The 16,132-nt window shown below is 42.8% G+C and carries 11 protein-coding genes; 8 read left to right on the plus strand and 3 right to left on the minus strand.

The annotated features are described in order from the left end of the window. Nucleotides 1–87 precede the first annotated feature (87 nt). From FHW89_RS16285 to FHW89_RS16305, 5 genes are all read left to right on the plus strand, one after another. Nucleotides 88–2,469, plus strand: coding sequence for an ABC transporter permease (locus FHW89_RS16285; protein WP_172336111.1), 2,382 nt, complete (start codon nt 88–90; stop codon nt 2,467–2,469). Nucleotides 2,470–2,565: 96 nt separating this feature from the next. Continuing rightward, nucleotides 2,566–4,938 (plus strand): ABC transporter permease, encoded by a 2,373-nt coding sequence (locus tag FHW89_RS16290; RefSeq protein WP_172336112.1) that lies wholly within the window; start codon nt 2,566–2,568, stop codon nt 4,936–4,938. Nucleotides 4,939–5,026: 88 nt separating this feature from the next. Continuing rightward, nucleotides 5,027–7,402, plus strand: a complete 2,376-nt coding sequence (locus tag FHW89_RS16295) for an ABC transporter permease (protein ID WP_172336113.1) — start codon at nt 5,027–5,029, stop codon at nt 7,400–7,402. A gap of 83 nt (nt 7,403–7,485) precedes the next feature. Continuing rightward, complete coding sequence (locus FHW89_RS16300) at nt 7,486–9,846, plus strand: ABC transporter permease (RefSeq protein ID WP_172336114.1); 2,361 nt, start codon at nt 7,486–7,488, stop codon at nt 9,844–9,846. Between the two features lie 11 nt (nt 9,847–9,857). Further along, on the plus strand, nt 9,858–11,384 hold the full coding sequence (locus FHW89_RS16305) for an alpha/beta hydrolase-fold protein (protein ID WP_172336115.1): 1,527 nt from the start codon (nt 9,858–9,860) through the stop codon (nt 11,382–11,384). Nucleotides 11,385–11,501: 117 nt separating this feature from the next. Here FHW89_RS16305 and FHW89_RS16310 read toward each other — a convergent pair whose 3' ends face one another. Next, nucleotides 11,502–11,912 carry a BrxA/BrxB family bacilliredoxin gene (locus FHW89_RS16310; RefSeq protein WP_166092758.1) on the minus strand — a complete coding sequence of 137 codons (411 nt, stop codon included), beginning with the start codon at nt 11,910–11,912 and terminating at the stop codon, nt 11,502–11,504. 212 nt (nt 11,913–12,124) lie between these two features. Between FHW89_RS16310 and FHW89_RS29060 the strand changes: the two genes are divergently transcribed. The 3 genes from FHW89_RS29060 to ahcY all read left to right on the plus strand — a co-directional run bounded on the left by FHW89_RS29060 (nt 12,125) and on the right by ahcY (nt 14,948). After that, nucleotides 12,125–12,988, plus strand: a complete 864-nt coding sequence (locus FHW89_RS29060; RefSeq protein WP_172336116.1) for a M23 family metallopeptidase — start codon at nt 12,125–12,127, stop codon at nt 12,986–12,988. 89 nt (nt 12,989–13,077) lie between these two features. After that, complete coding sequence (locus tag FHW89_RS16320; RefSeq protein ID WP_172336117.1) at nt 13,078–13,458, plus strand: polymer-forming cytoskeletal protein; 381 nt, start codon at nt 13,078–13,080, stop codon at nt 13,456–13,458. A gap of 173 nt (nt 13,459–13,631) precedes the next feature. After that, on the plus strand, nt 13,632–14,948 hold the full coding sequence (gene ahcY / locus FHW89_RS16325; protein WP_172336118.1) for an adenosylhomocysteinase: 1,317 nt from the start codon (nt 13,632–13,634) through the stop codon (nt 14,946–14,948). Between the two features lie 356 nt (nt 14,949–15,304). On the opposite strand, the gene FHW89_RS16330 is transcribed toward ahcY, so the two are convergent. Both FHW89_RS16330 and FHW89_RS16335 read right to left on the minus strand, forming a co-directional pair. After that, the gene (locus FHW89_RS16330; protein WP_172336119.1) at nt 15,305–15,613 is read right to left on the minus strand and encodes a DUF3817 domain-containing protein; all 309 of its coding nucleotides are present in this window, start codon (nt 15,611–15,613) and stop codon (nt 15,305–15,307) included. Between the two features lie 9 nt (nt 15,614–15,622). After that, entirely contained in the window at nt 15,623–16,084 is a 462-nt protein-coding gene (locus FHW89_RS16335) for a hypothetical protein (RefSeq protein ID WP_172336120.1), read from the minus strand. Between the last annotated feature and the right edge of the window lie 48 nt (nt 16,085–16,132).

A 16,132-nucleotide genomic window follows, 5' to 3' on the forward strand; every position in this document is an offset into this window, starting at 1 on the left:
CTATTAATTGTTTTTAATGGTGTTCAAGAGGTCTTCGACGTTTCGGATTTAGAATTTATGTTTTAGGATTTAGTATTTAAAGACATCATGATCAAGAACTATTTAAAGATCGCCTGGAGAAACCTGATTAAAAATAAGGCTTCGTCCTTTATCAATGTTGGTGGCCTGGCCGTGGGTATGGCAGTGGCTGTGCTCATCGGGTTGTGGATATATGATGAGCTATCGTTTGATAAATATCATGAAAACTATGACCGTGTAGCCATAGTAATGCAAAACGAAGTTTTTAATGGCACGATCAACACAGGCGAACCAATCCCCCTGCCTTTGGATGCGGAGCTGCGCAAAAGCTATGGGAGCGATTTTAAACACCTGGCCCTATCGTCATGGACAAACAGCCATATTCTAAACGTTGCCGATAAAAAGCTTTCCTTTAAAGGGAATTTTATGGGTGCCGAGGCCCCCGAGATATTTTCGCTCAGGATGCTGCAGGGATCGCGTGCCGGATTGACAGATCGTTCGTCTATCCTCATCTCGCAATCGGTAGCCAAGGCATTGTTTGGTGATGCCGACGCGATGAACAAGATAATCAGGCTGGATAATAACGAAAGTTTTAAGGTTTCGGGCGTTTATGAGGATTTGCCGGGTAACACCACTTTGCACGATGTCGCTTTTATCGGCCCGTGGGAATATTATATCCATGCGCCGGGTAATGACCGGTCGCCAACTGATTGGGGCGATAATTCGCTGTTCATGTATGTGCAGATAGCCGATCATGCGGATATGGCCAAAATATCTGAAAAAATAAAAAATGTTAAGCTCAATAAGCTGGAACGGGAAGATAGAAAGTTCAACCCCCAGTTATTTCTTCAGCCTATGAGCAAATGGCATTTATATGCCGAATTTAAAAACGGTGTTAATACCGGGGGGGCTATTCAGTATGTGTGGCTTTTCGGTATCATTGGGGTATTTGTATTGCTATTGGCCTGTATTAATTTTATGAACCTGAGCACGGCCCGCAGCGAAAAGAGGGCCAAGGAAGTGGGGATACGTAAAGCAGTAGGCTCATTACGCGGGCAGCTGATCGGGCAATTCTTCTCCGAATCGTTCCTGATCGCTGCGCTGGCCTTCGGTTTATCGTTATTACTGGTTTGGCTGGCGCTGCCCTGGTTTAATGAGGTGGCCAATAAGCAAATAACTATTTTATGGAGCAACCCGCTCTTTTGGGCAGCTGGTATTGGATTTACATTATTTACCGGTACAATCTCTGGGCTTTACCCGGCCTTATATCTTTCGTCATTTAATCCGGTTAAAGTATTGAAGGGCACTTTTAAAGCGGGCCGGTTTGCCGCATTGCCGCGTAAGGTTTTGGTGGTAACTCAGTTTACGGTATCTGTTATTCTCATCATCGGGACTATTATAGTTTTTAAACAGGTGCAATTTGCCAAGAACCGCCCGGTGGGGTACAGCCGTGACGGCCTTATTGCCATCGAAGTAACCAACGATGATCTGCATAAACATTTTGAGGCCCTACGAGCCGATCTGCTTCAATCGGGAGCCATAGCCGAAATTTCGGAATCATCCAGCTCCACAACCGGGATAAACAATCATCGGGGTGATATTTCCTGGAAAGGAAAAGATCCATCCATGACCTCATTTTTTGGTAATATTATGGTTAACACCAACTATGGAAAAACGGTGGGCTGGCAGTTTACAAATGGCCGCGATTTTTCAAGCCGGTCTGTTGCCGATTCTACAGCGATTGTGCTGAATGAGGCTGCCGTAAAGTATATGGGACTGAAAAAGCCTATCGGTGAAATAGTACGTATTGGAAAATGGGATATGACTGTAATTGGTGTAGTGAAAGACATGGTGATGGAGTCGCCTTATGAACCGGTTAAGCAAACCATCTTCCGTATTGGCCGTGATGTTATGGATGACATCCTCATTAAAATTAACCCGAATATGAGCACTCATGATGCGCTCAGTAAGATCGAAACCGTGTGTAAAACCTATTCGCCGTCGGTTCCGTTTTCGTACCGCTTTGCTGACGAAGCCTATGCCCGGAAATTTGCCACCGAAGAACGGATAGGCAAGCTGGCAAGCTCATTTGCCCTGCTGGCTATTTTTATCAGCTGCCTGGGCTTGTTTGGCATGGCATCTTTTGTAGCTGAACAAAGGGTAAAGGAAATAGGTGTGCGTAAAGTATTGGGTGCTAGTGTATTTGGTCTTTGGCGCTTAATGTCGACGGATTTTGTATTGCTGGTGATTATCGCCTTGTTTATAGCTACGCCGGTTGCCTACTACTTTATGCATGGTTGGCTGCAACACTATACTTACCGGGCCGAACTTTCCTGGTGGATTTTTGCTATAACCGGTGCGGGAGCCATTGTTATAACACTGCTCACCATAAGCTATCAGAGCATCAGAGCGGCGCTGGCTAACCCGGTAAAAAGTTTAAGGAGCGAATAATAAGCAAAAAGCCAAAGGCTTAATGCTTAAAGTAATAAGTAAGATAATAAAAAGCTTTAGGCTTTGTGCCTTAGCTTTAAGCTTAAAACGTACAACATGTTAAAGAACTATTTAAAAATCGCGTGGCGTAATCTGATCAAAAATAAGGCGCATAGCTTTATTAATATAGCGGGCTTATCGGTAGGGCTGGCTTGTAGTCTGCTCATTTTATTATGGGTACAAAATGAGCTGAGTATGGATCAGTATCATACCAATGGCAAGCGCTTATATTCGGTTTATGAAACGCAATATGTTGATAATAAGATAGAGGGGCAGTACAGCACACCGGGGCTGCTGCCAGAAGAACTGAAAAAACAAATACCCGAAATTGAAGCCAGCACCGGAATCATTAACGGGGAAGAAAATACTTTCCAGGTTGGTGATAAAGTATTAAAAATGAATGGCAGCGATGCCAGTGCCGATTATTTTAAAATGTTTAGTATCCCACTACTGCAGGGGAATGCACAAACAGCTTTAAATTCGCCCGTAAGTCTGTCTATATCCCGTAAAATGGCCAGGGCATTTTTTGGCAGTCCGGAGGCCGCTATCGGTAAAACTATCCGCTATGATAACCGGAAGAATTTTACCATCACCGGTGTATACGAAGATCTGCCCAATACCTCTTCTCAAAAATATGATTACCTCATGAACTGGTACAATTATGTAGAGGAGAATCAATGGGTAAAAAGCTGGGGTAATAACGGGCCTGCAACAGTTATTATGTTACGTCCCGATGCGGATGCGGGACTGGTTGAAAAAAAGATAACTCACTTTTTAGATAACTTAAACAAAAGCCAGAAGAAAGGAACCTTTACCGAAGAATTAGGGTTGCAAAGGTTTGGCGACGGCTACCTGCAGGGCAATTTTGAACATGGGAAACCGCAGGGTGGGCGTATGGAATATGTTCGTTTGTTTACTATTGTAGCTATTTTTATTTTACTGATAGCCTGTATCAATTTCATGAACCTTACTACAGCCCGGTCGGTTAAGCGCGCCCGCGAAATTGGCGTGCGGAAAGTGGTGGGTGCGGTACGTTCAGTTTTAATCAAACAATTCATCGGCGAGTCATTACTGGTTACTTCGCTGGCGGTAATTGTTGCGTTAGTGTTGTTAACACTGCTGTTACCGGTATTTAACCAGATTACCCATAAAGAAATAGAATTACCATTCGATCAACCTTTGTTCTGGCTCAAACTGGCCGGTATTACCTTAATTACGGGATTGGTATCGGGAAGTTATCCGGCTTTGTTCCTGTCGTCGTTTAATCCGGTTAAGGTGTTAAAGGGGGCTTTAAAATTGGACACGAGTTCCACATTGTTTCGCAAAGGGCTGGTTATATTTCAATTTGCGCTGTCGGTAATTCTGATAACCGCCACCATTATTGTTTCGCGGCAGATGGCTTACATTCAGTCAAAAAACCTGGGGTACGACCGCGAGAACCTGATCTACATCCCGATGAATGGGGAGCTTATAACCAAATATAGCACCTTTAAGGATGAAGCCTCCGGCTTGCCTGGCATACAATCGGTTACCCGTATCACCAATAACCCCACCAATATTCAAAACTGGACAGGTGATGTTAGCTGGATTGGTAAAGATCCAAATGTAATTATTCAGTTTACACAGGTTTCTGTTGGGTATGATTTTGCGAAAACCATGAAACTGAGGATGCTGGCCGGGCGGGACTTTTCAAAAGCTTTCCCGACTGATTCGGTTGGATACCTGATCAATGAGGCGGCCTTAAAGAGGATAAAATACACCGATCCTATTGGCAAGCCGCTCACTTTCTGGGATAAAAAAGGGACGATTGTTGGCGTGATCAAGGATTTTCATTTTGCTTCTATGCATGATCAGATCAAACCATTAGTAATACGGCTTAAGGAGGATGAAAAATATGGTAGCGTACTGGTAAAAACACAACCCGGTAAAACCCGCGAGGCGCTGGCTGGGTTGGAAACCCTGACTAAGCAAATTAATCCGGCATTTCCGTTTACCTATAATTTCTCAGATCAGGAGTATCAGAAATTGTATCAGAATGAACAGATCGTAACCCAACTGTCAAACGCGTTTGCATTCCTGGCCATATTTATATCATGTTTGGGGCTGTTAGGTTTGGCCATGTTTACGGCAGAGCAACGGTTAAAAGAGATCGGTATCCGCAAAGTGCTGGGCGCCAGCGTAGGTTCGCTGCTTACTTTATTGTCCATGGAGTTTTTGGTGCTGGTTGTTATTGCTTTATTGGTGGCTTTACCGGTTTCGTGGTATGGTATGAGTAAATGGCTGCAGGCATTTGCTTATCGTACACCAATGCAATGGTGGATGTTTGGCATGGCTGGTGGTATTATTGTTATTGTAGCTATGTTAACGGTTAGTTTCCAGGCTGTAAAAGCGGCCCTTGTTAATCCAATAAAGAGTTTACGGAGCGAGTAAGGAGATATTGGAGTTCGGATGTTTGAATTCGAATTTAGAAATTAGGGTTTAAAATTTAAGTATTTAGGTTTTAGAATTTTAAAGAATCATGATCAAAAGCTATTTAAAAATTGCCTGGAGAAATATTGCCAGAAACAAGGTGCACACGTTTATTAATGTGGCCGGTTTGTCGGTGGGTTTGGTATGCAGCCTGCTTATTTTATTGTGGGTACAAAATGAATTGAGCATAGATGGTTTTCTTAAAAACAGCTCCCGTTTGTATTCGGTATATGAGCACCAGAACTATGACCATAAAATGCATGGTTCATATAATAACCCTGGGCCAACCGCCGAACAGATGAAAAAGGTTTTGCCCGAAGTGGAGTACGCAACCAGTGCCGGCTTCGATCAAACAAATACCTTCCAGGTAGGTGATAAGATCCTGAAGCAAAGCGGATCGGCCGCCAGCGCCGATTATTTTTCCGTATTCAGCTATAAACTTTTGCAGGGGAGCGCCAAAAGCGCATTAAATACCCCGGTGAGTTTAGCTATCTCGCGTAAAATGGCTGTCGCGTTTTTTGGAAGCCCCCAGGAGGCGATAGGTAAAACTATCCGTTATGAAAACAGCAAAAACTTCTCAGTAACCGCGGTATTTGAGGATATGCCCACAAACTCGTCGCAAAAATTTGATTATCTGATTAACTGGTACGCCTTTTTGGATGAAAACGGCTGGGCTCGGGAATGGGGTAACCAGGGGCCCGCTACCTTCATTATGTTAAAACCCAATGTTGACCCTTTAGCATTCGAAAAAAAGATAGCCCATTTCTTAGATCCCTATAACGGAACCAATCGTAAAACATCAACCTTTATTATCGATCTGGGTATTCAGCGTTACGATGAAGGATACCTGCATGGCACTTTTGAAGGTGATAAATTTGTAGGAGGCCGTATTGAATATGTACGTATTTTTAGTATTGTAGCCATATTTATTTTGTTGATAGCCTGCATCAATTTTATGAACCTAACTACAGCCCGTTCGGTTAAGCGGGCTAAAGAAATTGGTGTACGCAAAGTGGTTGGCGCCGAGCGCTGGGTTTTAATTCGGCAATTTATCAGCGAGTCGTTGCTGACCACTACCCTTTCGGTGGGTATAGCTTTGCTATTGTTGGTTGTATTGCTTCCTGTATTTAACCAGGTAACGCAAAAACAAATAGAACTGCCCTTTAACCAGGCTTCATTCTGGATTAAATTAGGTTTCATCACTTTGGTAACCGGTTTGGTATCTGGCAGCTATCCGGCTTTGTTTTTATCCTCATTTAACCCCGTAAAAGTTTTAAAGGGCACATTGACACTGGATGCAGGCACTACGCTTTTTCGCAAAGGGCTGGTTGTATTTCAGTTTGTATTGTCGGTTATACTCATCACCGGAACTATAGTTATTTCGCGCCAGATGAACTATATCCAATCAAAAAACCTGGGCTACGATCGCGAAAACATGATCTACGTACCACTTGAAGGAGATCTGCTACCTAAATACAACTTATTTAAGGAAGAGGCTTTACGGATGCCCGGCATACAGTCGGTAACCCGTATCAGCACCGAACCCACTAACATCCAAAATGGTACAGGTGGAGTAAATTGGATAGGGAAAGATACCACGGTTAATATTCAGTTTACGCAGGCTTCTGTAGGATATGATTTTGTGAAAACCATGAAACTGCAGGTGCTTTCGGGCCGCGATTTTTCAAAGGAATATCCAACAGATTCGGTGGGTTATATACTGAACGAGGCCGCCTTGAAAAGAATAGGTTATAAAGATCCCATCGGGCAGCCCCTCACCTTTTGGGGAAAACGGGGAAAGATAGTGGGTTTGATAAAAGATTTCCACTTCAACTCGATGCATGATGAAATACGACCACTGATATTAAGATTAAGAGAACACGAAACGTATGGGAGTATACTGGTAAGAACCGAGCCCGGTAAAACCCGTGCGGCGCTGGCCAGTATGGAACATCTGTGCCACCAGCTAAACCCGGCATTCCCGTTTACCTATAATTTTTCGGATCAGGAATATCAGAAGCTATACCAAAATGAACAGATAGTTGGCAAACTATCCAATGGGTTTGCTTTTCTCGCCGTATTTATTTCTTGTTTAGGTTTGCTTGGCCTGGCCATGTTTACAGCTGAGCAGCGGGTTAAGGAGATAGGTATCCGTAAAGTGCTGGGTGCCAGTATAAGCTCATTATTTACTTTACTGTCATCAGAGTTTTTGATATTGGTAGTTATCGCCCTGCTTATTGCATCGCCCATTGCGTGGTATGCTACAGGTAAATGGCTGCAGGGCTTTGCCTATCGTACACCGGTACAATGGTGGATGTTTGCACTGTCGGGAGTTATCATAGTTTTCATTGCCCTGATTACGGTAAGTTTCCAGTCGGTTAAGGCGGCATTGATCAACCCGATAAAGAGTTTACGAAGTGAGTAAGTTTGATTTTGGATTAACGCCATAGAGGGCTTCGCCGTTTTCCGATTTAGAGTTTAGGTTTTATCATTTAGATTTTAAATATCATGATCAGGAACTATTTAAAAATCGCCTGGAGAAACCTTATCAAAAACAAGGCACACTCCGCCATTAACGTGATCGGTTTGTCTGTTGGCATGACCATAGCTATGCTTATTGGTCTTTGGATAGGCGACGAACTTTCTTTTAATAAATATCATCGGCACTATGATCACATTGGGCAATTGATGACAACCCAAACGGCAAATGGCGAAACTGGTACATTTCCTTCAACCGTTGTGCCCTTAAGTAATGAGCTCCGCACAAAATATGCGGGTGATTTTAAACTGGTGGCCTTAACCTCGGAGGGCACGCATATATTGGCCGTTGGCGATAAAAAGATATCACAAAATGGTATGTGGACAGAGCCGGGTATGCCTGCTATACTTTCACTAAACATGGTGAAGGGCAGCTATAGCAATTTTAATGATCCTTCGTCTATGGTGATGGCACAGTCGGTTGCTAAAGCTTTGTTTGGCGATGCCGATCCTATCAATAAAGTAGTGCGCATTGATAATAAAACCGATATGAAGGTAACGGGCATTTACCAGGACCTGCCGCACAACACTACCTTTTATGCCACTAAGTTCATGCTGCCCTGGAATAATCCTGCAAACTGGTGGGCAACCCAAAAAACAGCATGGGATAATCATGATTGCCATCTTTTTGTGCTGATGAATGATCATGCCGATTTTAAAGCAGTATCGGCCAAAATACGAAACATTACCAGGCCGTACTTTAAACTCAATAACGAAACCATGCAGGTGCATCCCATGAGCAAATGGCATTTATACAGCGATTTTCAGAATGGGACAGCTGTTGGCGGGCGCATTCAGTTTGTTTGGCTATTTGGCGTTATTGGCTTGTTTGTATTGTTACTGGCCTGCATCAATTTCATGAATTTAAGTACCGCCAGGAGCGAGAAGCGGGCCAAAGAGGTTGGTATCCGCAAAGCTATTGGTTCCGTTCGCGGCCAGTTGATCGGGCAGTTCCTGAGCGAATCATTACTTGTGGTGTTTCTGGCCTTGCTGTTAACCATTGTTTTAACTTTATGGGCTATCCCTTACTTTAACCATTTGGCTGATAAGGAAGTAGATATCCCGTGGGGTAACCCACTATTTTGGTTGTTTACTTTAAGCTTTGCGGTTTTTACCGGCCTGGTTTCGGGGAGCTACCCGGCATTTTATTTATCAGCATTTAATCCGGTAAAAGTATTAAAGGGAACTTTCAAAGTTGGGCGTTTAGCTTCAATTCCGCGCAAGGTGCTGGTAGTGGTGCAGTTTACCGTATCCATTATTTTAATTATAGGTACTATAATTGTTTTACGGCAGATACAATATGCTAAAAACCGCCCCGTCGGTTATTCGCGTGAGGGGTTGATCACTGTTGAAATGAATACACCAGATATATTCGGGCATTATGAGGCACTGCGGCGTGACCTGATACAAACGGGGGCCGTTGAAGATATGGCCGAATCAAACAGCACCACCACACAAATACGGTCAAATAACTTTGGTTTTAACTGGGCCGGAAAACCGGCGGCTTTTAACCCCATATTTGGATGTATTGCTATAACCTATGATTTTGGCCATACCGTTGGCTGGAAAGTAGTTAATGGGCGCGATTTTTCCCGAAGCTTCCCTACAGATACGGATGCCTTTATACTCAATGAGTCGGCATTAAAAATGAGCGGTATCAAAAACCCTATTGGCAAAACAATGTATTGGAATGGTAAAGATCATGTCATTACCGGTATTGTTAAAGATATGGTCATGGAATCACCCTACAACAAAACGGTAGCTACCGTTTTTATGATGAAACCAGATTGGGCCAACCTGATAACTCTGCGTATAAAGCCCACCATGCCTATACATGACGCTTTGCTTAAAATTGAACCCGTATTTAAAAAGTTTAACCCAGGCAGCCCATTTGAGTATAAATTTAATGACGATGTGTATGCCCGCAAATTTTCTGAGGAAGAACGAATTGGCAACCTGGCTTCTGTATTTGCCACGCTTGCAATTTTTATCTCATGCCTGGGCCTGTTCGGGCTTGCATCCTTTGTGGCCGAACAGCGTACAAAAGAGATTGGGGTACGCAAGGTATTGGGTGCATCAGTGGCTAACCTGTGGCGCCTGCTCTCTGCCGAGTTTGTGATACTGGTGGTGATATCTATATTGATAGCTGCGCCTTTAACTTACTACTTTATGCGGCGCTGGTTGCTGGGTTATCAGTACCGTATTACCATATCCTGGTGGATATTTGTATGTGCTGGGGTAGGGGCTATTAGCATTACCCTAATTACCGTCAGTTTCCAGGCCATTAAAGCTGCAATGGCCAATCCGGTAAAAAGTTTAAAAACAGAGTAACGATCTCTAAAATGAAAAATAAGCTTCGCCTTTTTTTATTACTGTCGATAATCTTAATTGTCGGTTTGCTTAACGTAGCCAAGGCACAAGACACCGTTGTCACGAAAAACTATCACGGTAAGCTCGATTCCATAAACTCAGCTATACTAAAGCAAAAAAGGTTGATACAGGTGTTCACTCCGCCTGGTTATAAACCCGGGAGCACCGATAAATATAATGCGTTGTACGTGCTTGATGGCGGTAACTGGAATACAGGGTTGATCATCGATCTTCAGCACCTTTTAGAGGGGGATGGATATATGCCACCAACTATCATCGTCAGTGTTTTGGGTATCGATCGTAATAAGGATCTTACCCCAACGCATACAGACGATTTGAAAACATCTGGCGGGGCCGATAAATTCCTGAGCTTTATTAAGAATGAGCTGATTCCTTATGTTGAAAAAACCTATCCTTCTGATGGCGATAACACATTGTGGGGGCATTCATTTGGGGGGGTGTTTGTAATGTACGCGTTGTTAAATGAACCAAGAGTTTTTAAATCATATATCGCGGTAGATCCCAGTTTTTGGTGGGATAAAAGTTATCTCCCCAAAATCGCTGGCGATAAATTACCTGCGCTGACCGATTTAAATGCAAGCCTGTTTATAAGCGGGCGCGAAGGCCAGGGTGTTAAGGAGATGAAAATAGATACGATGGATGCTATCCTGAAAAAATTAGCTCCAGCAGGCCTGGTTTGGAAGAGTGTTGCCTATTCTGATGAAACACATGGTTCGGTACGCTTAAAAAGCACTTACGATGGTCTAAAATTTACCTATTCAGGTTTTAACAGGAATATTGAATTTCATCCCATGAATGGCATTGTTTTAAAAGACAAACCAATTAAAATACGGTATTTTAATGATACCACCAAGGTATATTATACCCTTGATGGAACCGAGCCAACAATTTCGTCGGCAAAAATGCGGTCCGAGATTACGCTGACCGGCGCTGTCAGGGTCACCAATAAGTATTTTGCTTCCCGGAGCCGTTATAATAAAGTTACCACGGGCGATTTTATAATCGGGAAAACTTTGCGCCTGGCTCCGCAGCAAAAAGATTTAAAGCCAGGTGGTTTTGATTACGCTTATTATGAGGGGAAATGGGATAGCCTACCCGATTTTAAAAAACTAACACCAATACAAACCGGGAGCACCAAAACACTTGATATCAATAAACTGCCCCGGCAAGATAATTTCGCCCTACTTATTAGCGGACAACTGGAAACAAAAGAGGATGGCTATTACTTTTTCTTGCTGGATGCCGACCCAGGTTCAAAATTATATCTGGGCAACAAGCTATTGATACAAAGTGATAGTATACACACGCAGCGAAAATCATTTATATTGCCATTAGCCAAAGGATTTTATCCCTTCAGGTTTGAGTACATCCACAAACAGGGCGACCGAAAGCTATTTCTGAGGTACATGACGCCCGCTATCATGGATGCCAAAAAGCCTGTAATGATTCCCTTTGAGCTACAATACGGACATAACTAAATGTCTCGGATATGGCGCGGAATATGCCCGACAAAAAAATCCGATATCACTCGATGTCGGATTTTTTATTTATTGACCAACTGGCTTTCAGCTTTTTGCTTTAAGCCTTCGGCCTAATTAGCAATATTCTTCAAACGCGCCAATCAGATTATCAGCGATCATTTGAGCCGGACGGCCTTCAATTTGGTGACGCTCGATGATATGTACCAGTTTGCCATCTTTAAACAAAGCCATCGCTGGTGATGATGGAGGATATGGCAACATATAGTTACGGGCAGCATCAACAGCTTCTTTTTCCATACCTGCAAAAACAGTTACCAATTTATCAGGGTGTTTTTCATTTGCTGCCGCTATTCTTGCTGCAGGGCGCGCGTTAGCCGCTGCACAACCACAAACCGAATTTACCATTACAAATACAGTGCCTTCGCTTTCAATAGCATGCTTTACAGCATCGGCATCCTTAAGCTCCTCAAAGCCAACTCTTGTCAAATCTTCCCGCATTGGGGCAACTAAATATTCCGGATACATAATGTTTTTTGTTAATACTAAAATTTACTTCAAACAAAAATAATAAATGATTATCAGCTTGTATGTAAAAAACACAATAATAACACTTTGCTGACGATGGAGCTCGCTAAAACCTCAACAGCTAATTGCTTATTAGTTATTGTTTTATTGAAAACAGGGGTTGATTTATAAATTGTAATAAGTATATTGCGCACCCCTAAGTAATGAATTGGATGAATAAAAAACCTTCTGAAATTAGCACGGTTGTTATCATTAGCAAGAACCAGCAGCATACTAAATCGGTACAAATAAAAACCAAGCATTTAAACAGAATACGGCACTATATATATAGTACACTGGGTGTTGTGTTGGCGTTGGTAGGTTTGGTGATTTATTTAAGAGCGCAAAATTCCAGGCAGGAACAAGAAAAGCAACAGTTACTTGCACAGATAGTAAAATTGAAAGGAGCCGTTCCGGTGGTATCTGTTCAGGGTAAAGAAGGCAGCGCCCAATCATACATTCAGGCTATTGAGGGAAAGTTAAAAACTATTAACAATTATTTAAAACGCCGGGGCCTAAAAGGCTTTGCAACCAATGGTGTTGGCGGTGATAATGATGCCGAGGGAAAAAAATTAAGCGATAAGGAAGTGTATTCCTTATATAACGATTATCTGAACCGTTTGGTAGGTACCATAGCGTTTACACCAATGGGATATCCGCGTATCAGCTCCTTTACTTCATTTTTTGGCTACCGTAATGATCCCTTTGATGATGGCCATGCCGAGTTTCATCCGGGCATCGATTTTAAAGGCCACAAAGGTGATGAGGTAAAATGCACAGCCAGCGGCAAAGTGGTTTTTGCAGGTTGGAGCGGTGGCTATGGCAATTGCATCCGCATAGCGCATATCAATAACCTGGAGACCGTGTACGGTCACCTGTCAAAGATCAAAGTAAAAGTAGGCCAGGAAGTAAGTGTTGGGGACGAAATAGGCCTCGTGGGTTCAACCGGTCATTCCACCGGTGCGCACCTGCATTATGAGGTACGTAAAAATGGCAAACCTATCAATCCGGTTAACTTTTTAACACTCAATAAATAAATTGGTAAGTGGTGAATAGAGAGTAGTGAATGGTTTTCTTAACTACTCACTATTCACCACTCGCTACTCACCAATTCATACAACACCAAATGGCTATTTTCGGAAAAAAAGATAAAGTTGCGCTTGATCTTCAGGCTATCTCCACGCTGATTGGTGATGGCGGCATTTTAGATGGTAACCTTAAAGCTCCGGCTTTTGTTCGTATCGATGGACAAGTAAACGGCGATGTAACCATTGATGAGGGCCTGATACTGGGCGAAAAAGGATTGATCACCGGGAACATCCATACCAAAGAAATAGTAGTTTACGGAACTGTTAAGGGCGATATTCAAACGGAATCGCTCGAAATAAAAGCCACCGGCAAAATTACCGGCGAAATAACTACACAAACGCTGCTGGTTGAAACCGGAGGAGTGTACAACGGCAAGCTCACCATGCAACAAGGCGATAAAAAGCTTTTGGGAGCGTAATAGGTTGTACGTGATACGTTATATGTTATCATGCTTAACCCAAACGTATTACGTACAACGTCCACGTATAACGTAAAATTATCCTATGGCAACTAATTAAGCCGGCCAGGCGCTTCATTTCATTTTGATGTTTTTATGGTTTATTTTTGTACCTCATAAAAACCCGAAATGTTATGTCATCAGTAGAAACTGCATTCGTTAAATACAAAGTAAAAGACCTTTCACTGGCCGATTGGGGCCGCAAAGAAATTGAGCTGGCCGAAGCTGAAATGCCTGGCCTGATGGCTCTGCGTAAAGAATACGGCCCGTCACAACCTTTAAAAGGTGCGCGTATTGCAGGCTGTTTGCACATGACCATCCAAACCGCTGTTTTAATTGAAACCTTAGTTGCCCTTGGCGCCGACGTTACCTGGTCGTCATGTAACATATTCTCCACCCAGGATCATGCCGCTGCCGCTATCGCTGCTGCCGGTATCTCTGTTTATGCCTGGAAAGGTATGAATGCCGAAGAGTTTGACTGGTGTATTGAGCAAACCCTGTATTTTGGCGAAGACCGCAAACCATTGAACATGATATTGGATGATGGCGGCGATTTAACCAACATGGTACTGGATAAATATCCTGAGCTGATTGCTGAGATCAGAGGTCTTTCAGAAGAAACCACTACCGGTGTACACCGTTTATATGAGCGTATGAAAAACGGCACCTTGCCAATGCCTGCTATCAACGTGAACGATTCGGTTACCAAATCAAAATTTGATAACAAATACGGCTGCCGCGAATCATTGGTTGACGCTATCCGCCGTGCTACTGATGTGATGATGGCTGGTAAAGTAGCTGTTGTTTGCGGTTATGGCGACGTAGGTAAAGGCTCTGCCGATTCATTACGCAATTCAGGTGTGCGTGTTATTGTAACCGAAATTGACCCTATCTGTGCTTTACAGGCTGCTATGGAAGGTTTTGAAGTGAAAAAATTGTCAACCGCTATTGCCGAGGCTGATATTGTGGTTACCTGTACCGGTAACAAGAACATCGTTCGTGAGCAACATTTTCGTGCATTGAAAGATAAAGCTATTGTTTGTAACATTGGTCACTTTGACAACGAGATCGATATGGCCTGGTTAAACAGCGCTTACGGCAATACCAAAATTGAAATTAAACCACAGGTTGATAAATATACCATCAACGGTAAAGATGTGATCATCCTGGCCGAAGGCAGATTAGTGAACCTGGGTTGTGCAACCGGTCACCCAAGCTTTGTAATGAGTAACTCGTTCACCAACCAAACCTTAGCTCAATTAGAGCTTTGGACAAATGGTGCCGCTTACGAAAACAAAGTATACACCCTGCCAAAACACCTGGACGAAAAAGTTGCCCGCTTACACCTGGCTAAAATTGGAGTGGAGCTGGAAGTACTTGATCAGGATCAGGCCGAGTACATTGGTGTAACTGTTGAAGGTCCGTTTAAACCGGAGTACTACCGTTATTAAGTCAAAAGTTAAAATTCAAAAGTCAAAAAGGGCATGGTTTTAGGATCATGCCTTTTTTGTTTACCTTAACTTTAAATATGCTGCTCATAGCTATCACGATGTTGATAATTTGTTTGCTCTTGGCCAGATTTGCCCATAAGGGGAAATGGCTTTGGCGGTTTTGTTTAATAAACGTAATCGTAATGGTTGTTTATAACTTGATCGGGTGGACATGCATGGGTGCCGGAGGGCAAGGCTTCATGTTAATATTAATAACCATATTACACATTTTGCTATTATTTATTGTAGTTGTGATAGGTGCAATCAGCCAATCGGTAAAGGAACAAACGCGTAATTGAATTAGCACGGCCCGATTTTTACTTTTCTATTTTCCTCAAAATCCTACTGTCGATATAAAATGTTCCGAAGGGGATAATGCAGGCAATGAGCACTTTCCAGGTGGTTGTTTTAAACTTCCATTGCTGCTCAACGCCAACACTTAGGGTGTTAAATACAAAAAGCAAAAATAAAGCGCCATGTATAGGGCCCATAGCCTTCACTAGGGAAGGATCATGTCCAAAATACTTTAAGGGCACAGCTATAAAAATAAGGATGAGCAGTGATATGCCTTCCATAAAAGCAATGATACGTAGGCGGCCGGTGTTTGATTGGAGTAAGTTTTTCATACGGAATAATTAAAATGATCTTAAATACGGACGGAGGGCAAGCGGTGAAAATGGCCAGGGAATAGCCATGAAAATAAGGAGCAGGGCTATGCTGAAACTAATAAGCATTATCCTGAACTTTTCATGGGCAAATAAAACCCGTTTAGCTTTGGCCGAGCCAATGGTGACCACAACAATGGCAGTTAGCATTAAGCTGATATGAATGATGCCAAAGAAAACCGGTTCTGTGATGCGGCCACCACTGCCCGGTGCCCTGAATAAGGCTTTAACCGTATCGCTCTGGGTATATAAAACAATACCTAACAATAGTTGAATGTGGGCTATGGTGGCTGTCCAGTGCCTTACCAGATCATCTGTTTTGGTAAACGGACTGTGTTTAAAATATCCACGGTACGATCTGTAAATGGCGTATAATAAACTGCCCAAAACAAGCCAACGGAATAAGGAATGGAAAAAAAGGAGTGTATTCATAAGGAGATAAACTAAAACATACTAAATGGTATGTTTTGAGATAAAAAT

The organism is Mucilaginibacter sp. SG564, from assembly GCF_013149275.1.
Lineage (GTDB): Bacteria > Bacteroidota > Bacteroidia > Sphingobacteriales > Sphingobacteriaceae > Mucilaginibacter.